The sequence below is a fragment of the Arthrobacter sp. ES3-54 genome, assembly GCF_029504395.1.
Taxonomy (GTDB): Bacteria; Actinomycetota; Actinomycetes; order Actinomycetales; family Micrococcaceae; genus Arthrobacter.
Window position 1 is genome coordinate 188,486 of the sequence record NZ_JAQFIF010000002.1, and the last position, 18,795, is coordinate 207,280.

The window sequence follows — 18,795 nt, forward strand, 5'->3', positions numbered from 1 at the left end:
GCCCGGGTGACCTTACGCACCGGCCACATGAGAATCTTCAGGTCGGCAGGTGCGGTCAATTCGTGAGGACATCCGGGGAGCAAAGTCCTACGATTCAGCCATGACGCAAGAGACGTGGCAAAAGTATTCCGAGCTGCCCCTTGTCGGTGCGGCTTTCCTCTTCCTGGCGGCCTACTCCATCCTGGTCATTGCCGAACCGCCGGACCCCTATGCCGCCGTTCTGATATTCGTCTTGGGGGCGACCTGGCTGGCTTTCGGCGTCGACTACATCGTGAAGTTGTTTCTGGCTCCGCGGCCGGGCCGGTGGTTCGTCCGCCATCCTCTGGATTTGCTCATGGTGCTGGTCCCGGTGGTGCGGCCGTTGCGGCTCCTGGGTCCCTTCTCCTTGCGTAAAGTGATGGACCGGGCCTCGGGCACTGCCATCCGGGCCCGCGTCATGGCCTACGTCGTTGCATCCGCCGTCATTCTCATCTACACCGTTGCCCTCAGCGTCCTCGGTTTCGAACGGGGCGCTCCCAACGCGAACATCACCACGATGGGCGATGCATTGTGGTGGGCGACGGTCACCATCGCAACCGTCGGTTACGGCGACTATTACCCCGTAACCGTCCCTGGCCGGTGGGCCGCGGCCATGCTGATGGTCGGCGGGATTGCCGCCCTGGGGATGGTCACCGCCACCCTATCTTCCTGGCTCGTGGAAAGCGTGAGCGCCGCCACCGAACAACGGACGAAAGCGGCCGAAACCTCAAAGAACGAGGAGCTTGCCCGCCTCACAGCCCGGATCGAGATACTCCAGGACCAGTTAGCCCGCGGGCCGGGAGAAACCGACACCAGCCCCGCCAAAGACAAACCACGCCAGGAACCAGGCTAGGGGAAATAACCCTGTCGATCACAAAGACGATTTGCCGGGCAGCGGCCAACCGAGACCCACAAAACCCATCCGAGGCCCACGGGCACGGCGGTCCCGCAACCCCGCATTTCGGGCCTGGTCACTGTCCGCGATATCACCTCTTCCGGATGGTGACGCCGGACATCCCGGAGGGGTGTGATGGGCATACACGCCGGAAAATCAATAGGGAATTCCTGTGTCCGCCGTCGCCGGCTCCAAGCACGAGCCGCCGAGCCCGCGCGTTCGGCATCCTCGTCTGCAGGGGCACTGGCACAAATAAGCCGTCGTAGTAAAACAGATGGGCCGCGTAACCGCCGGCCCCACCTTTGGAGGAAACCATGGCAACAACTACTGAATACCTCAGCTCCTCCGTGACCGCCGGGTCATGGGAACCGCTCGTCGAGGAAGGCCGGGAGATCGGCCAGGTCCACTGGCTTCGCGGGGAGGCGGAAGGACTCCCGCTGACCGGACTCTGGAAGATTAGCCCCGAGGAGGGCGAATTCCCTTACAAGGCCATGTACGGCTTCGACAACTTCCACGTCATCCAGGGCGAAGCCGAGCTGGAAACCTCCTCCGGGGAAAAAATCCAGCTCGTCACCGGCGGCATCTATTCCTTCCCCGAGGGGTTCACGGCCACCTGGCGGACCCGGTCACCGTTCATGAAGTTCTTCGTCGTGGCCAAATAACAACCGGACCGCGATCCCGGCTCTCGGCCCCGGCAACGCATACAGGACTGATCCGACAATTCCTGGCAGGGGGCGCCACCAAATCGGTCCCTTGCCGCACCCCTCCCTGGCCGTTGTTTCAGGAAAGCCTGCGGCAGGAGCCCCCCGATGCCTGGGCCGACCCGCCGTAATGGGCGACGGGTTGACGCTAACGACCAAGATTTGCCACAAAACGAGCAATTCAGCCGCAAAAAGGAGAATCAGCATGAATAACCAGTCTTCTCATGTCGATGTTGTCGTCGTTGGGGCAGGCTTCGCCGGGCTGACCGCGGCCCGGGACCTCAGGAAGGCCGGTGTTTCGGTGGTCGTGCTTGAGGCCGACGACCGCGTCGGCGGCCGCTCCATGCCTGGAACGCTCGCCGGGTATGTCGTGGACCTTGGCGGGCAGTGGACGGGCAGTAACCAGACCCACCTGCTCAACCTGGCCAAGGAGTTCGGGGTCAAAACCTATCCGCAGTACATCGAGGGCGAACACATCCTGGACGTCACGGGACGCGAGGCCCGCTACAAGGAAGGCGATGACCTTCCCCTTGAACCCGCAGATGTCGCAGAGTTCAACAGGCTGATGGGCGAGCTGGACGTCCTGATCGGCAAGGTCGACGTCACCGCACCGGGGGCCGTGGAGGGCGCGGCCGGCCTCGACGCCCAGACGTTCGAGAGCTGGCTGCAGGGTGCCACCACCTCGGAGCCGGCACGGGCCGTCTTCCGGGTGATCGCGCAGACAGTGTATTGCGTCGAGCCCGGCCAGCTGTCACCGTTTGCCGTCATGTTCTACAACGGCGCGAACGAGGGGATGGGACACATGATCGGCACCGTTGGCGGCGCCCAGGAGACCCTCTTTGTGGGCGGTGCCTGGCAGATGGCCTCGAAGATGGCCGAGGAGCTCGGCGACGCGGTCATCGTGAACGCCCCGGTACGGTCGATCGCGCAGACCGACGACGGCGTGACGGTCACCTCAGACGCCGGCGTCTGGACCGCCTCCTTGGCCGTGGTGGCCTGCGCTCCGCCGATGGCCGCGCGGATCTCCTACACGCCCCCGATGCCCCCGCGCCGGGACGCCTTCACCCAGCGGATGCCGATGGGCAGCGTCATCAAGATGCACGTCGCCTATCAGACGCCGTTCTGGCGCGACAAGGGTCTGACCGGATCAATCCTCTCCGACCGCACGGTCACGGGCTTTTGGATGGAGCATACGGTCCCAGGCGTCGAAACCGGCGGCATGGTCGGCTTAACCGGCGGCGGCTACGCCCAGGCGTGGGCCGAGCGTTCACCCGAAGAGCGACGCGCCCAGGCCCTCGAAGATCTCGCCACCTACCTGGGACCCGAGGCGAAGAACCCGATCGAGTACGTGGAACAGTCCTGGCCGGCCGCCCCCTGGCAGCGGGGAGCATATTGGGCCATGCCCACCCCAGGCACCCTGACCGCCTTCGGGGAAGCCCTGCGGGCGCCGGTCGGCCGGATCCACTGGGCCGGCACCGAAACGGCCGACGAAAACATCGGCTACATCGACGGCGCAATCCAGTCCGGCGAGCGGGTCGCCGGGGAGATCGTCAAGCAGCTCAAGCCCTAGCCAATCGTCGTCGGGAGTGTCCTTCTAAGGGTGGATCCACGGTCAAAAGGACACTCCCGCACTGACTCTCGACGGCACCGGCGGGGTGGGCCCGCTCTCGGCGCACATCGCCGCATCACCCGGCCGGGTGATGCGCGAGGCGCTGAGCTGGCGGGATGGTTATCGGGTGTGGTCGTGCCCGGCCCGGTGTGGATCACGGGGGGATGGGCTCATGGCGAACAATTCTGCAACAAAAAAAGGAGAATCAGCATGAACAACCAGTCCTCTCATGTCGATGTTGTCGTGGTAGGAGCCGGCTACGCGGGCCTGACCGCGGCCCGGGACCTCAAGAAGGCCGGCGTTTCGGTGGTCGTGCTTGAGGCCGACGACCGCGTCGGCGGCCGATCCATGCCTGGCAGTATCGCGGGGTATGTGGTGGACCTTGGCGGGCAGTGGGTGGGCAGTAACCAGACCCACCTGCTGAACCTGGCCAAGGAGTTCGGCGTCAAGATGTATCCGCAGTACGTAGGGGGCGAGCACATCCTGGACGTCACGGGGCGCGAGGCCCGCTACAAGGAAGGCGAAGACCTTCCCCTTGAGCCCGCAGATCTCGCAGAGTTCAACAGGCTGGTGGGCGAGATAGAGGCCGTGGCCGGCAAAGTCGACGTCGCCGCACCATGGACCGTGGAGGGCGCGGACGGCTTTGATGCCCAGACGTTCGAGAACTGGCTGCAGAATTCCACCACCTCGGAACCGGCGCGGGCCGTGCACCGGCTGATCGCGCAGACAATATTTTGCAGCCAGCCCGGCCAGCTCTCACCGCTGACCGCCATCTTCTACGCCGCCGCGGACGAGGGCATCGAACACATGATCGGCACCGTTGGCGGCGCCCAGGAGACCCTCTTCGTGGGCGGCGCCTGGCAGATGGCCTCGAAGATGGCCGAGGAGCTCGGCGACGCGGTCATCGTGAACGCCCCGGTACGCTCGATCGCGCAGACCGACGGCGGCGTGACGGTCACCTCCGACGCCGGCGTCTGGACCGCAGCGTTGGCCGTGGTGGCCACCGCCCCGCCGATGGCCGGCCGGATCTCCTACACCCCCCCGATGCCCCCGCGTCGGGACGCACTCACCCAGCGGATGCCGATGGGCAGCATCATCAAGCTGCACGTCGCCTACCAGACGCCGTTCTGGCGCGACAAGGGTCTCAGCGGAGCAATCCTCTCCGATCGCACGGTCACGGGCATGTGGATGGACCATACGATCCCGGGCGTCGAAACCGGCGGCATGGTGGGCTTCTTCGCCGGCGGCCATGCCCAAGCCTGGGCCGAGCGTTCACCCGAAGAGCGACGCGCCCGCGCCATTGAAGATCTCGTCACCTATCTGGGACCCGAGGCTAACAACCCCATCGAGTACGTGGAACAGTCCTGGCTGGCCGCCCCCTGGCAGCGCGGAGCATACATGGCCATCCCCAGCCCGGGCGCCCTGACCGCCTTTGGGCCCGCCCTGCGGGAGCCGGTCGGCCGAATCCACTGGGCCGGCACCGAAACGGCCGACGTCAACGTCGGCTATATCGACGGCGCAATCCAGTCCGGTGAACGCGTCGCCGGGGAGATCGTCAAGCAGCTTAAGCCCTAGCCTCTGGTCCGTCTTTGCCGCCCGCGCCGGGCGTGCGCTGCGCGTCGTCAGGGCTGTCTGTCACTTCCCGTGTACACGGGAAGTGACAGACAGGGGACGAAAGAAAGGAAGCCAGCATGGCCACCAGCCCAGCCGGAAACGACCGCTACGCCGGTGCCGAGCGGGTCGGCTTCGGCGTGCTCATGATCGGAGCGCCCATCCTCATGCTCGGAGCGGCGATCCTGCACCCACCGCACGGGATCGAGAACGGCATGGCCTACTATGCTGCCTCGCACGACCACCCCACGCAGTTCTACGTGGCCCACACGCTGTTCTTCCTTGCAGCGGTCCTCTTCGTGCCCGCCGTCGTCGGACTGGCGCGAATGGTGCACCCCAGCCATCCCAAGGCCGCCTTCTGGGGCTGCATACTCTCGCTCATGGGCTTCGTCGGCTACGGAGCGATGGACGGCATGGACTACATGGCCTGGGTGGCCGGGAAACCGGACCCCGGACTGGACCAGGCAGCGATGCAACAGTACATCGTGACCGCCCTGAGCACCCTTCCCATCATGATCCCGGTACTGCTGATCTTCATCCTGCTCCCGGTCGGTCTGTGCGTGCTCGCTGTCGGTCTCGCCCGGGCACACGTCCTCCACCCTGTGCTCGCGGCGTTGATGCCGTTAGGCATGCTGGGCATTGCAGTGGGTCTCGCACAACCTGCGCTGCTCGTCATCTCAGCCGCCGCCCTGCTCGCCAGTTTCGGCACAGCCGGCGTGAAACTGCTAAAGACCCCGGCCGGGATGCTGCCCGAGCCGCACCCGGTGTGACCGGATTGTGCAGCCGGACCTCCGAACCACGCCCATGTCAGTTCTTATGGGTGCGGTTTACCACGATCAACAGCTGTTTGCGTTGAGGGCCTTCTGCCGACTTTCCACAGCCAGCCGCTGCGAACCTGTTCCCGGACAGCGCCGTGATCCGGGAAAACCAGAACGGGCAGCCACAGGGGCCGGGGCAAGGCCCAAGACCGTTGTCCGTAGCGCCCAGACAGGTGTCAGTCCCCGGGACTCCATTCCGCGCCGGTCTGGGCGGAGTAGGCGGCGACCGCGGCGTCGATGGTGCGGTAGAAGTGCTGCGGATCGATTTGGCGTGTCAGCCCGAACCGTTCGACTTTCGCCCGGACCCGGTGCTTGAGCTCCGCGAAGACCAGCGAGGTGCCCTGCGCATTCAGCTCGACATCCAGCTCAAGCAACACGTCAGCCGCGGTGGTATCCACGTCCGTGATCGGTTCGGCCGCGATGAGGATCCATCGCGGCTTGGGTTCGGCCCGCGCCAGCCGCCGGATGTTGTCGCGGAAGGTCGTGGCATTGGCGAAGAATATTGGGGCGTCGAACCGGTAGATCACCAGGCCGGGCAGGTGCTTTGCGTCCGGGTGGACGTTGGTGTCGTGAAACCCCTCGATCCCGGGCACCCGACCGATCACGGTTTGGTAGGGCCACCACGCCCGGCTGAAGACATTGAGGATGGACAGCCCTACCGCGATGCCGATGCCGGGCAGCACTCCCAGGAGCACCACCCCGAGGAAGGCCGCCATCGACAGGCTGAACTCGGTCCTGCTCTGGCGCCATAGGCGCACGGTGCCCGGAATGTCGGCGAGCGACACCGACGCGGTGATCACCACGGCCGCGAGGGCCGGCTGGGGCAGGTTCCGAAACATCCCCGGCAGCAGCACCAGCATCAGGACGATCAGGACGGCACCCGTTACGCCCGTCAGTTGCGTCTTCGACCCGGATCGTTCCGCCACGGCGGTCCGGGAGCCGCTGGTGCTCACGGGGAAGCCTTGGAAGAAGCCCGCGGCCAGGTTCGCGGCACCGATACCGATCATCTCCTGGTTGCCGCGGATCTCCTGGCCGGAGCGCGCGGCGAAGGCGGTTGCCGTCGAAATCGTGTCCGTCAGTGAGACCAGCGCAATGCCTAGGGCGCCGGCAACCATCAATCCGATGTCCGACCACTCCACCTGGGGGATGGTGAACGGCGGGAAACCCTGCGGAAGGTCCCCGACCAGGGAGACACCCTTATCGGCGAGGTCAAACAGCGAGGTCGCCGCGATCGCGAGCACCACCATGATGAGCACCGCCGGGACCTTGGGCAGCCAGCGCTGCAGGACCAGGATCAGCACGATCCCGGTAATGCCGACGGCGGCCGCGGCTGGCACCGTCTTGCCGGCGGCCACGCCCTCAAGGAAGCCGACGAGATCGCCAATAAAGTTTTCGCTCTCCACCTTGAACCCGAAGAGCTTGGGGAGTTGGCCGACCAGGATGGTGAGCGCGAGGCCGTTCATGTAGCCGATCATGGTGGGCTTGGAGATGAGGTCCGCGATGAAGCCGAGCTTGGCGACGGACGCCAGGACCATGATGACGCCGACCATGAGAGCGAGCATCGATGCCAGCGCCACGGCCTTCTGCGGGTCCCCGCCGGATGCGACCAGCGGCAGGACCGTGGCCGCGATCATGGGGCCAAGTGAGGAATCCGGCCCCAGGACAAGGATGCGGGACGGGCCGAAGACCGCGTAACCGACCAGGCACAGGACCGTGGTGTACAGCCCCGTGATCGGAGGCAGGCCAGCCAGCTCCGCATAGGCCATGCCCTGTGGCACCAGCAACGTCGCCAGAACGATCCCGGCAACGACGTCCTTGCCGAACCAGTCCTTTTGATACGTCGCGGCGACGTCCAGCCCCGGCATCACCTGACGCAGCGAGCCCTTGTGCCGCTGTCCCGTGGTCTCGGTCATAGCTGCACTCTGCCGGGCCGCGGCGCCCGGTGCATCCTCCGTCGAGGGTGAACCGGGTCAGCCGTCGCGCGGGTCCTAGTGCCCCGACATTCCAGCTCGCCAGCCGCTCCGCCTCGCGTTCCGCGGTCCGGCGGGGGCTGCACATCATCGCCGCACGCCACGATGCCGTGATCGCTGACCTCTGGGCACTGCGTCAGCTCACGCACCCACTCATGTGGGACCCTGACCGGCTGCATTTCTCCCCGCTGGGCCAGCACACCATCGCCATGATGGTGCTGGACACCCTCAACATCACCCACACCCTGCAGCCGATGACGCCCAAAGACCTGCCCGAGCGCAGGTGGCGCGAGGCCAGGACCGATGACCTCGTCTGGGCCCGCGAACATCTGTTCCCCTGGGTGCTGCAACGCCTCAAACAACGGATCGCCGAAGAAGAGCGGCACGCCAAGAGGCCGGACGCCGGCCCGTGTTCGCCGCCCGGATGCCGCCCGGGACATTCTTTGGAAACTCTCCCTCCACCTAACCCGCCGGCCGCGGCACCCGAAGCGCTTTCCCTCGCATTCGCTGCAAAAACGTCATCCCGTTCCTCTCGCCCGCACGCTCGCTGGCACGCCGCCCGGTGGCCCCATCCTCTATCGGACTGACATCAGTGCACTGGGCCTTGCACTCCTAGGCACCCCCTGCACCGATTCAACCGCGACAAGGACCCGGCAATTTCAGAGCGTCAGCTGGCGCGGTCAGTGCAGGCTCCTCGGTGGGGTTGGAGCTGCGGCGGTATCGCCTGAGCGGCTCCACAGCTGCCCGATCACGGTGAGGTGGATGACGCGGCCGATCGTCACTGCGCCTAGGAGCACGGACATCTGCACGAACAGCCACCCGATGTACGAGAAGGCGAGCCCGAGTACGCCGAATTGACCGGCGGAGGAGGCGAACGCCCCCGGGAGATACACGCGCCCCACCACCGTGGCCACGGCGAATCCGAGTCCGGCGAGCACTGATCCCGGGAGGAGTGCCCGCAGGCCGACGCTCCGGTTGATCACGATCCAAGACGCGAACCACCACAGCGCGGACCAGATGGCCGCCTCGATGATGAACTCGAGCGCCGACAAGGCACCCGTGCCGCGCACGATGTAGCGGGTCATGACCACGAGGGCGAACCCGATGAGGATCGCAACAATCGCGACGACCCAGCGCCAGGCGAAGCGGATGGGGGCCTTCGGTGTCTTCCAGATCCTGCGGAAGCACCGCTCGAGCGCGCGGGCGAAGGCGGTCGCGGCGATGATGAGCAGCAGCGCGCCGATGACTTGCGTGAACGTCACCCCTTCGATCGCTTGGGGAATCGACTGCTTTACAAGTTCCGCGGTGTGATCATCGAGGCTGAGGTTCTCAGCGAAGAGCGCGTCCGCCTCGGGGTTCAGGCTCGCCCGCAACGAGCTGGCGACGATGAGGACCGGCAGGATCGAGGTGAACGCCTGTGCGGCGAGCGTCATCGCTCGATCGAACAGCTCGAGGTCACGAATGTCACGGAGAGCACGCAGCACAAAACGTCCGGTCGCCGAGCGCACGGCGACCCGCATCAAACGGTTCACCGGCGGCTGAACCATCGGAATCACACATGCCCAGCTTCGGCAGGCCGGACGCGAATCGCACCGTGGAACACGCCCGGCCGGCGGGTGGCCCACCGCTTCCGCCCCAACACGAAAGCGAGGGAAACCACGAGGACGATGAGGTCGGCGCCGAGGACGACCAACAGCGCAATGACCATCAAGCACCTCCGAATTCCGGTTGATACGCACCGTTCGCAGCGGGCAACGCCGGACCCAGTCCCGGGAATTCTCCTAGACACTCAAGACGATTCCTTTCGAGGTGGAATCGAACCGAACAATCGTCCGCTGCGATCCGGGCGGCGCCCACCGGTCGATGGCTTCGTTGGCGAGGTCGCCGTCCGCCCAGAGGAACGCCAGCGAGCTGTTCGGTGGCACAAGTCCATGAAGCTTCTTCAGCTGCCGTGCGGACAGGACGTTTCCCACGAACAGTCCGTAGAGTGCCCCGGCGAGTAGGCCGAAGGCGCCCCAGACGATGCCGGTGATCAGGCCGCCCCCGAGGAAGCCGAGGATCCCGCCACCACCGGTGAGGCCGCCGATCCCCCCAAGGATGAGCCCCAACACACCCCAGCTCACCAGGGAGCTCCTGGCGCTGAAGCCCACCCCGAAGTTCGGGCTGTGCACGTGCAGCCCACCTCGCGCGTCGGACTCGAGCACCACCTCGACCTGCGGGAGGCCCGGATCGGGCGTCTTTCCCGTGGCGGCGAGCTTGGGGAGCGCTTCCCGGACGGTGTGCTGCCCGGGCAGGCGCACCAGCAGCATGTTCAGCAGTGTGCCCCTGTCGCTGCTTTTGGCGGCCGCAGGCAGCTCCCCGCCCGGCGCGGCGGCCACCTCAGTGGGGCCGGCGGCGGCCAGCACGCGGGCGGACAGCTCCCCCGAGACCGCCGCCAGAGTTGCTGTCATCGGCTCGTACGCCGCCGTCGCCGGCAGGAGCGCCTCGTCAGCGGATTTCATGAACACGACGATCGCGGACGAGCCCGGCCGCATGCCCTCACCGATACGGCGCAGCTGTGTCCCGCTCAGGGGCTGCTCGCGGTAGTAGGCAAAGAGGCCTCCGCAGACGGCACCGATCACCGCCCACCCTATCGGGCCGATTAATCCGCTGGTGAGCAGGCCAAACACCCCCCACGTCAGCGCCGCGGTCAGCGCACCCGCCACCGTGCGCTGCGGGTCATAGACCCTCGCCTTCCCCTGCCCGTCCACCCGGATGATGGCCGCATCGAGGACGGCGCTGCCTTGCTGCTCAAGCTGCCTGCTCAGCGGCCGCCGTACCTGGGCGGCGCGCTTGGCCCCGCCGAAGCACAGGAGCAGAACCCCGAGCGCCGACGCCGACCCGACCCGATCCCGCACGATGTATCTCCCTCTGTTGTCACGTGTCTCAGCTCCGCGCGCCAATACTGCGCGAGCCCGAGGTTCCGGCGCGCGCCGTCAATTCCCGAACGTATGTCACACCGGCAAGTCCCGCCGCCGAAACCCGAGGGCTCAGCCCAGGACGCTCCCCTCGCCGGTGCCGGCAGGCTTGGGATCAGGGATCCGCATCATGCGGAAGGACGTCCCGAGCCCGGCGAGGCCGGCGAGGATGGGCACGAACAGTGCGATCTGGAGGGCCAGGGGCCGTGCCTCCGTGTTGATGCGGATGATTTCGTTCTGGATGTCCTCCGGTTGTCCGGCGAGCTGTTCCTGGAGTTGCGCGTCGCTCATCACCTGGGCGTCGTCTTCCAGGACCGTCGCGACCTGCTGCTTATCGTCGGGCGGGAGAACCGTGCTGGCATTCGACAATCCGATGAAGATGGTCGACAGCGATGCCAGCATGATTCCGCCGGCGAACGCGAGCCCGAAGGACAAACCGAACGATCCTGCGGCCGAATTCACACTGGCTGCCTCGCTGACCCGCTCGTCCGAAATCGGGGACAACGTGTAGTTGTTGAGCTGGGATACCAGCAGCCCAAGGCCAAATCCGGAGATGATCAGCGGGATCAGGAGCCACCAGCCGGAGTCCGCGCGCGGCACGATCGGGACCAGCACCGCCAAACCCAAGACCAGGAACAGGAAGCCCCACCGAATGAGGCTGGCTGGGCGACGCCTCCCGGATCTCTTCCCGGCGATCATGGCGACCGCGAACATGGTCAGCGAGAGCGGGGCGATCGACAGGCCTGACTGCATCGCGTTGTATCCGAGCACCATCTGAAGGTAGATGGGCAGCACGATCATGGTGCCGCCCAGAGCGATCTGCTGGAGCATTTGTCCCGTGGCACCAAAGCGGAAAGTTTTCGCTTGGAACAGATCCGGATCCAGCAGTGTCGGCTTGTCACGGCGTTTGCGCTGAATGAGCCAGTAAACCAGGCCACCCAGTCCGACGGCACCCACGGCCAGGAGAGCGCCCACCGCCTCGCCGCCTTCCTGCCAGACCAGGATGCCGAGCACGACGCCGCCCATGCCCACGATGGACAGGAATGATCCGAAGAGATCGAGTTCCCGGGGCCCGGTGTATGGCACGTCTTTGACGAGCTTGATTCCGGACAGGACGACCGCGATGATGAGGGCCTCGAGCAGGAAGGCGACGCGCCAGGACAGGAACGTGGTGAGGAAGCCGCCCAGCAGAGGCCCGACGGCGGCGGCGATCGCGGCCGAGGCGCCGACCAGGGCGTAGACCCGGTGCTGGGCATCTCCCTCGAAATTTCCGTGGATGAGGGACTGCATGGCGGGAAGGAGCAGCGAGGCGCCAAGGCCGCCGATCAGGGCCCAGCAGATGATGATCGGAAGGAGGCTCTGGGCCAGGGTCATCGCCACGGCGCCGACGGCGTAGCAGGCAAGCCCGATCACGTAGGCGCGCTTGCGCCCGATCAGGTCGCCGATCTTGCCGCCGATTAGAATAAAGGCCGCGGAGACCAGCGCCTCAAGGGCGATTGTCGACTGGAGTCCGCTGACGGTCGCGCCGATGTCGTTCACCACGGCGGAGATCGAGACGTTCATGATCGACGTATCGACCACGAGGACGAACATCGCCATCGCCAGCAGCAGAGCGAGTTTTTGGTTGAACGGCACCGTCTGGGCGCCGCCGTTGGGAGAGGTCATGGTTGGCCCTCCCCGCGGCGAGCCGCGTCCCTGGTCGTTTCACAGCCGGACATGCTGTCTCCTCTGGGCAGGCGCACGCGGGAGCACGGCGCTGCTGGAACATATCTCGCCATTGCCCACCGTTGTGCGATGTTGTTGCCACGCTAGCTGTCTGGCATCCAGACCGAATCATTCCCGGCGGGTGAGGTTTCAGCCCCCCGGTCCGGATTAGCCAGGGAGCGCCGCCGGCCATGGCCCAGATGGCCTAACGTAGGAGACTGCCCGGGCTTTGCGGGGCATTCCTTCACGTCCCACTAACGAGTCCGACACGCGGAGGCAAACCAAGATGGTCGAACAGCTAACGGCCTTTGTGCTGACCTGCCTCGTCGTGGCCCTGGTGCCCGGCCCGGACTTTGCGCTCGTCCTCAGGAATGCGGCCCGCGGCCCTCGGGCTGCAGAAAGTGACCGGCTTTCTCTCTCGGCCCCGAACCAGCCGGATTGTCGTCGGGAGTTCGGGCGCGGTCCTGGCCGGGGTTGGCGGCACGATCCTGACGCAGACGCTGGTTTCCGCCTAGCCGAACCGTATAGCCGCTCCCTGTAGCCGCGTCGCACAACTGCGCCGTCCCGCGAAGGTCTCCGGGTCACCCGAAACGGGTGATGGCCCGCACTGGGACCGTGTGCAAGTATGAACGCCACATGGTCTCCCGGAGCGATGGCGGGCGCGCTGGCTCCGGGCGATCCGGCCTTCAATATCGTTACCCCGTAGTTTCCCGTCAGTACAGCTCCGTCAGGAGACACCCAATGGGCACCCAACAGCTCATCATCATCGGATCCGGTCCTGCCGGCTACACCGCGGCAATCTACGCCGCCCGCGCCGGCCTCGAGCCGCTGGTCATCGCCGGCGCCGTCACCGCCGGCGGCGCCCTGATGAACACCACCGACGTGGAGAACTTCCCCGGTTTCCCGGGCGGCATCCAGGGCCCGGAATTGATGGACGGCCTCCAGCAGCAGGCAGAGAAGTTCGGCGCCCAAGTGGTGTTCGACGACGTCACCGAAGTCCGGCTCGCCGGCCATCTCAAGCGCGTGGTCACCGGAGCCGGCGAGACGCACGAGGCGCCCGCCGTCATCCTCGCCACGGGTTCCGCCTACAAGGAACTCGGCCTGCCCGAGGAGAAGAAGTTCAGCGGCCACGGACTCTCCTGGTGCGCCACCTGCGACGGCTTCTTCTTCCGGGACCAGGACATCATCGTGGTCGGCGGCGGCGACTCGGCCATGGAGGAAGCCACCTTCCTGACGCGCTTCGGGAAGACCGTCACGGTGGTGGTCCGCAAGGGCGAGCTCCGCGCCTCCCGCATCATGGCCCAGCGCGCCAAGGACAACCCCAAGATCAGCTTCGCGTGGTACTCCGCCGTCACCGCCATCCACGGGAACTCAAAGGTCACCGGCGTTACCCTGACCGACACCCGCACCGGCGAAACGCGCGACCACGGTGCCACGGGCATCTTCGTCGCGATCGGCCATCTACCTCGGACCGAACTGCTGGGCGGCCAGGTGGACCTCGACGCCGAGGGCTACATCAAGGTGGACTCCCCCACCACTGTCACGAACCTTTCCGGCGTCTTCGCCTGCGGGGACGCCGTGGACCACCGCTACCGGCAGGCCATCACCGCCGCCGGGACGGGCTGCGCCGCGGCCCTTGACGCCGAACGTTACCTTGCCGCGCTCGACGACGCCGACAGCATCGCCACCGCCCTGGTCGAGGAACCCACCCACTCGTAGGCAACCGCGCCAGTGGCGGGCAGCTTCACGCCTGCCCGCTGCAATCACGGGGACAGAGCAGTCACGGGGACAGCACTCACGGTTCAAAATTCACGGTTCAGCCGGCGTTTCGTCGGCTGCGGTTGGGGCGGGCCGGGCTGCCGGACCGGTGGGCTGTGACAACGGACGCGCTTGAAGGGTTGCGTCAAGCTGGTCGGCGTCGACGGCGGCGAGGTTGCGGATCAGGACGATGAGCCAGGCGAAGACCAGCGAGGCGGCGATGAGCTCCACGGCGGTGAGGTTGTAGTAGCCGACGGGGAACCACATCACAGCAGCGACGGCGATGACTGCCAGGAAGACCCATCCGAGCACAGCGAACGTCGCCGAGATGGAGGGAACCAGGGCGCGGATGCGGACGATCAGGGACGCGAACACAACCACCATGCCGGAAGCGACCATAGTGTGGAGCCCGAAGCGCTCATCGACGGGAAATAGTCCCACGCCGGCGAGGAAGACCCCGATAAGCACGATGCCGCCTTCGAGTACCCTGACCCGATGCCGCGCCGCGGAGGTCGTCGCGGTCGCCGCGAGTGTCGTCGTCGCATAGCCCGCCAGGGTGGTGACCACGACGCCGGCGACGATCAGGGTGAAGTTGAACGCCACCCCGGAAACGTCGGAGCTCATGCCGAGGGCGCTGAGGTTTTCCTGCCACCATTGCGGATTCTCGGCAGTGAGCATGCTCGTCAGTATTCCAGTGACCAGGAATCCAGCGAGGAGCGCGGAGAGCCGGTAGGCGGTCATGCTGAGCGCGGAGAGGTACGCGGTGTAGGCGCTGATGGCGCCCGTGGTCCCGACCAGGATGGCAGCCGCCACCGGATAGAGGACGGCCCCGATGAAGGCCCGCTGGAAGATCGCGAATAGCGCCAGCCAGCCGAGCAGGAAGATACATGCGTGGGCCAGTGCGAGGCCGGCGATGTCGATGGAATTGCGAATCCGGCTGCCCCGTGATGATGATGACAGCGCCGATGATGACGGGGCCGGCAGTGACGAGGGCTGCCCGCGTTGCACGCAACCCGCCACCACTGCCCCGGCCCCCAGAACCGCAGTGCCGAGAGCCGCTATGTCACCGGCCGATCCTCGTCCGGACAATGGGACAGGTTCCCGCCCGACCAGCAGGAACGCGACGACGCCGAGGGCCAGAAAGCCCGCGCTGCCGATGACGAGCGCCCGCGACTCGGCCGTGACGGCTGCGCGGTGGGTTGGGTCCGACATCACTCACTTCGATTCGCTGGCGTGGCAACCGGTGCAGTTCCGCCGTCAGGGCCAGCCCCGGGCGGCCTCCACCGGCGATAGCCCAACGTTAGGACCGCGTGGGCTTGGTGCCGTCACCCAGAGCGGATGAATCCCCCTGCGCTGGGCCGGACGGCGTGAGCGCCGCACCTTTGTTTGCGGGCGGCATGGCCGGCCGCGGGTTACGGCCCCAGGTGCGGAATGATCAGCACAGGCCTGGCCTGCAGGCGTGTCAGGGACACGCTGACCGAGCCCTCCAGCAGCCGGCTCATCCGGGCAATCCGCCCGGGCCGCTGGCCGCCGACTATCAGCGCGGCCGCATCCGTGCTTTCCGCCAGCCGGCCCAGGGCCTGGGCGACTTCCCCGTTCAGCACCCTGAAGGACCACGCCCCGCCCGGCGGCCCGAGAATGCCCTCGAGGCCGCTGAGCAGCTGCGCCGCGGGGAATTCGGCTTCCATATTGCGGGCAGGATCCAAGGAAGTGCTGTCCAGGAGTCCGGCCGGCTCCCACTCCGTGAGATAGCTTGCCGGGTCCACGAATGCGCAGATCAAGTGCGCCCCCATGATCGCTGCCAGCCCTGCGGCGGCCCGCACTAACCGTTCCTCGAATGCCCACGGCACGCCGAGAACCAGCGGGCCGTCCGTCCACGCCCCGTCACCGGCCTGCCCGAAATCAGCTGGCGGTTCCACGGAACCCATCAGTTGAGGCCCGCACCCGCTGGCCGCCTATGCCCGGGGCGTGCAGAGAATCCACGCCTTCATTATGCCCATTGCTGGGCCGTCGGCGAAGGCATTAGCTCGCGGAGGTGGCCTCCAGAGCCTGAAGCAGTGGCGTCGTCGGCCGTCCGATCAGCCCGGACAGCTCGCCCGTAACGGTAGCCAGCAGACCGGCTTTGGTGTCCGAGTCCAGGGCGGCGAGGAATCCGGCAGTGCCTTCGTCGAGCCCGGCAGTGGTCAGCACCTCAACCAGCTCGGGCGCCGAGACCGGACGGTAGACCACTTCCCTGCCCGCGATCTTGGTGATCGCCGTCGCCAGTTCCTTGAAGTCCCAGGCGTAGTCGCCGGAGAGCTCGTACGTGCGGCCCTCGTGCCCGGCGGAGCTGAGCACCGCCGCCGCGGCGGCCGCATAGTCTGCCCGCGTGGCGCTGGCCACCCGGCCGTCACCGGCAGCGGCCACGACGGCGCCCGTCTGCTTGGCCGTGGCCACGGTCTGGGCATAGTTTTCGGTGTACCAGCCGTTGCGCAGCAACGCGAAGTCCAGTCCCGACGCGCGGATGAGTTCCTCTGTCGCCTTGTGCTCGGGGGCAAGGATCAACTCGGTGGTGTCCGCGGCCAGGACGGACGTGTACGCGATGAACCCGACGCCTGCAGCCTTGGCGGCGCTGACCACATTGGCGTGCTGGGCCACGCGGGCGCCGACTTCGCTGCCGGAGACCAGCAGGAGTCTGTCGACGCCCGTGAGGGCTTCGGTGAGCGCCACCGGATCGGAGTAGTCCGCGACGCGCACCTGGACGCCGCGGGCACCGAGCTCCCCGGCCTTCGCGGCGTCGCGCACCACGGCCACGAGCGAGCCCGGTTCCTGGCTGCTGAGCAGTTCCTCGAGGACCAGCCGGCCCAGCTGTCCTGTGGCACCCGTTACTGCAATCGTCATTTTTGCGCTCCTAGAATTCGAGGGTGGTGTTCAGGTCATGTTTCGGGCGTGCGGGCGAACCGGCGCCGGTGCTCACAACCGGCCCGCGGTGCGGGTCATTCCTGTGTTACGTCGTGCGTCCGCTTCCACGATTACGTCAGGGTCCACGAGCGTTTGGACAGCCCGAACCAAAACCCGTCGATCGCCGTCTTGGCCTGGATGTCTCCCGAGGCGTAGGCGGCCCCGAGGGCAACATAGAGCGGAGCCCAGTGCTCACTGCGGGGGTGCGCTTCGCGGGCGGCCGGCGCCTTGTTGAGGAAGTCGAGGATGGAGTCGACGTCGCCGTGGGCCATGGCTTCCTCGGCCCAGTGGTCGAATTCACTCGAGACTGCGGGCGGGGCGCTGTCCGGTCCGCCGACGGGATTGAACCAGCGCAGGTTGTGCGTGGTGAACCCTGAGCCGACGATCAGGGTGCCCCGCTCCCGCAGCGGCCCAAGCGAGACCCCGAGATCGAACAATCCCTGCGGATCGAGGGTGGGCATGGACATCTGCACCACCGGCACGTCCGCCGCCGGGTACATCTCTTTCAGCGGAACGTACGCCCCGTGGTCCAGGCCGCGGCTTTCGTCGCGCTCCACGTGGTGGCCGTGGGCGGCCACCAGCTTTTCCACTTCGGCAGCGAGCTCAGGCGCCTGCGGGGCGACATAGGCCACCTCGTAGTACTTCTGGGCGAAGCCTCCGAAGTCGTACACCAGCCCCGGATCGCGCCCGGTGGCGCTGAGCGTCACGGGGGCATTCTCCCAGTGGGCGGAGACCATGAGGATGTCCTTGGGCTTGCCGAACGTGCCGGACCAGTCATTGAGTTCGCGGGTCCACGTGGCGTCGTCGGCCAGCGGCGGCGCTCCATGGCTGAGGAAGAGGACCGGAGGCCGGTCGGCAGTCTGAGTCATGGAAATATCGTAGCCCGATTTGATTGAAGCTTCAAGTTTCTGGAGGACCGAACTGCGGACTTTACGAGGGCGCTCTCCGAGACTGCGCCAGCATGGCGACGGTGCCATCAGCAAGGCAGTGCCATCATGAAGACGTGACTATCGCGAAAACGATCATGCTCTTCATGCTGGGCGCGGCCGCTGAAATCGGCGGGGCCTGGCTCGTCTGGCAGTCCGTCCGCGAGGGGCGGGACTGGTGGTGGGCCGGGCTGGGGGTCGCGGCGCTGGGTATCTACGGCTTTGCCGCGACGCTCCAGCCGGACGCCCACTTCGGACGCATCCTCGCCGCGTACGGCGGCGTATTCGCGGCCGGCTCCCTGGCTTGGGGCATGATCTTCGACGGCTTCAGGCCCGACCGGTGGGACGTCCTGGGTACGGTGATCTGCCTGTTCGGCGTCGCCGTCATCATGTTCGTTCCCCGCGATGCCGGCTGAAGGCGACAATGACCCGCTTCGTGATTGGCCCGGATGTGGCCCTCTATCTCGCCCGCGGCGGGGCGGCGATCGCCGACGAACACCAACTGGTGGCGCCGACGCTCCTTCGCTCTCAGGTGCTCTCGCTCCTGTACCAGTCGGTCCGGCGCGGCGAGCTGACGCAGGCCGACGCTGACCGTCAGCTCGACTACCTGCGCGGCCTTCGCATCCGGCTCCTCGGCGACCGTGTCCTGCAGCGCGCCGCGTGGCGGCTCGCCGAGCAGCTTGGATGGGAAGACACCCTCGACGCCGAATACGTGGCCCTGACCCAGCTTCAGGCAGACGCATTTGTGACGCTCGATGCCGGACTGGCCATGGCAGTGCAGGAACTGGTGACGATCGCGGAACCCCCGGCTCTGCTCGCCCGCGCAGCCGCCCCCGAAGACGGGACCGTCCCGCCACACCCGCGAGGAGACTGAGCACCCGGACCAAG

General features: G+C 66.6%; 17 protein-coding genes and 1 pseudogene. 9 read left to right on the forward strand and 9 right to left on the reverse strand.

The window, feature by feature from the left end:
• Positions 1-100: 100 nt before the first annotated feature.
• The 5 genes from M2428_RS03925 to M2428_RS03945 all read left to right on the forward strand — a co-directional run bounded on the left by M2428_RS03925 (position 101) and on the right by M2428_RS03945 (position 5,604).
• Positions 101-871 carry a potassium channel family protein gene (locus tag M2428_RS03925; protein ID WP_277523921.1) on the forward strand — a complete coding sequence of 257 codons (771 nt, stop codon included), beginning with the start codon at positions 101-103 and terminating at the stop codon, positions 869-871.
• A 356-nt stretch (positions 872-1,227) separates the two neighbouring features.
• On the forward strand, positions 1,228-1,575 hold the full coding sequence (locus M2428_RS03930; RefSeq protein WP_277523923.1) for a cupin domain-containing protein: 348 nt from the start codon (positions 1,228-1,230) through the stop codon (positions 1,573-1,575).
• A gap of 169 nt (positions 1,576-1,744) precedes the next feature.
• Positions 1,745-3,184 carry an FAD-dependent oxidoreductase gene (locus M2428_RS03935; protein ID WP_277523925.1) on the forward strand — a complete coding sequence of 480 codons (1,440 nt, stop codon included), beginning with the start codon at positions 1,745-1,747 and terminating at the stop codon, positions 3,182-3,184.
• 186 nt (positions 3,185-3,370) lie between these two features.
• Entirely contained in the window at positions 3,371-4,798 is a 1,428-nt protein-coding gene (locus M2428_RS03940; RefSeq protein WP_277524528.1) for an FAD-dependent oxidoreductase, read from the forward strand.
• 116 nt (positions 4,799-4,914) lie between these two features.
• Positions 4,915-5,604, forward strand: coding sequence for a hypothetical protein (locus tag M2428_RS03945; protein WP_277523927.1), 690 nt, complete (start codon positions 4,915-4,917; stop codon positions 5,602-5,604).
• A 224-nt stretch (positions 5,605-5,828) separates the two neighbouring features.
• Here M2428_RS03945 and sulP read toward each other — a convergent pair whose 3' ends face one another.
• On the reverse strand, positions 5,829-7,565 hold the full coding sequence (sulP, locus tag M2428_RS03950; RefSeq protein WP_277523929.1) for a sulfate permease: 1,737 nt from the start codon (positions 7,563-7,565) through the stop codon (positions 5,829-5,831).
• A gap of 146 nt (positions 7,566-7,711) precedes the next feature.
• Here sulP and M2428_RS03955 point away from each other — a divergent pair.
• A pseudogene (locus M2428_RS03955) lies at positions 7,712-8,088 on the forward strand (SGNH/GDSL hydrolase family protein); the annotation flags it as partial.
• A gap of 214 nt (positions 8,089-8,302) precedes the next feature.
• Here M2428_RS03955 and M2428_RS03960 read toward each other — a convergent pair.
• The 4 genes from M2428_RS03960 to M2428_RS03975 all read right to left on the reverse strand — a co-directional run bounded on the left by M2428_RS03960 (position 8,303) and on the right by M2428_RS03975 (position 12,244).
• Positions 8,303-9,169 carry a YhjD/YihY/BrkB family envelope integrity protein gene (locus tag M2428_RS03960; protein ID WP_346780720.1) on the reverse strand — a complete coding sequence of 289 codons (867 nt, stop codon included), beginning with the start codon at positions 9,167-9,169 and terminating at the stop codon, positions 8,303-8,305.
• A 5-nt stretch (positions 9,170-9,174) separates the two neighbouring features.
• Complete coding sequence (locus tag M2428_RS03965; RefSeq protein WP_277523932.1) at positions 9,175-9,330, reverse strand: hypothetical protein; 156 nt, start codon at positions 9,328-9,330, stop codon at positions 9,175-9,177.
• 73 nt (positions 9,331-9,403) lie between these two features.
• Positions 9,404-10,519: a hypothetical protein gene (locus tag M2428_RS03970; protein ID WP_277523934.1), complete on the reverse strand. Its 1,116-nt coding sequence runs from the start codon at positions 10,517-10,519 to the stop codon at positions 9,404-9,406.
• Between the two features lie 132 nt (positions 10,520-10,651).
• Positions 10,652-12,244, reverse strand: a complete 1,593-nt coding sequence (locus M2428_RS03975; RefSeq protein ID WP_277523936.1) for an MFS transporter — start codon at positions 12,242-12,244, stop codon at positions 10,652-10,654.
• A gap of 780 nt (positions 12,245-13,024) precedes the next feature.
• Here M2428_RS03975 and trxB point away from each other — a divergent pair.
• On the forward strand, positions 13,025-14,002 hold the full coding sequence (gene trxB, locus M2428_RS03980) for a thioredoxin-disulfide reductase (protein ID WP_277523938.1): 978 nt from the start codon (positions 13,025-13,027) through the stop codon (positions 14,000-14,002).
• A 90-nt stretch (positions 14,003-14,092) separates the two neighbouring features.
• Here the strand turns inward: trxB and M2428_RS03985 are convergent, their stop codons facing one another.
• The 4 genes from M2428_RS03985 to M2428_RS04000 form a co-directional block, all read right to left on the reverse strand.
• Positions 14,093-15,253 (reverse strand): hypothetical protein, encoded by a 1,161-nt coding sequence (locus M2428_RS03985; RefSeq protein WP_277523940.1) that lies wholly within the window; start codon positions 15,251-15,253, stop codon positions 14,093-14,095.
• A 200-nt stretch (positions 15,254-15,453) separates the two neighbouring features.
• Positions 15,454-15,960: a universal stress protein gene (locus tag M2428_RS03990; RefSeq protein WP_277523943.1), complete on the reverse strand. Its 507-nt coding sequence runs from the start codon at positions 15,958-15,960 to the stop codon at positions 15,454-15,456.
• Positions 15,961-16,063: 103 nt separating this feature from the next.
• Positions 16,064-16,921 carry an SDR family oxidoreductase gene (locus M2428_RS03995; protein ID WP_277523945.1) on the reverse strand — a complete coding sequence of 286 codons (858 nt, stop codon included), beginning with the start codon at positions 16,919-16,921 and terminating at the stop codon, positions 16,064-16,066.
• A 131-nt stretch (positions 16,922-17,052) separates the two neighbouring features.
• Positions 17,053-17,850: a class III extradiol ring-cleavage dioxygenase gene (locus tag M2428_RS04000; protein ID WP_277523947.1), complete on the reverse strand. Its 798-nt coding sequence runs from the start codon at positions 17,848-17,850 to the stop codon at positions 17,053-17,055.
• 134 nt (positions 17,851-17,984) lie between these two features.
• On the opposite strand from M2428_RS04000, the gene M2428_RS04005 reads away from it, so the two are divergent.
• Together M2428_RS04005 and M2428_RS04010 are read left to right on the forward strand one after the other, a co-directional pair.
• On the forward strand, positions 17,985-18,323 hold the full coding sequence (locus tag M2428_RS04005; protein WP_277523948.1) for a YnfA family protein: 339 nt from the start codon (positions 17,985-17,987) through the stop codon (positions 18,321-18,323).
• A gap of 8 nt (positions 18,324-18,331) precedes the next feature.
• Positions 18,332-18,781, forward strand: coding sequence for a type II toxin-antitoxin system VapC family toxin (locus M2428_RS04010; protein ID WP_277523949.1), 450 nt, complete (start codon positions 18,332-18,334; stop codon positions 18,779-18,781).
• Positions 18,782-18,795 lie beyond the last annotated feature (14 nt).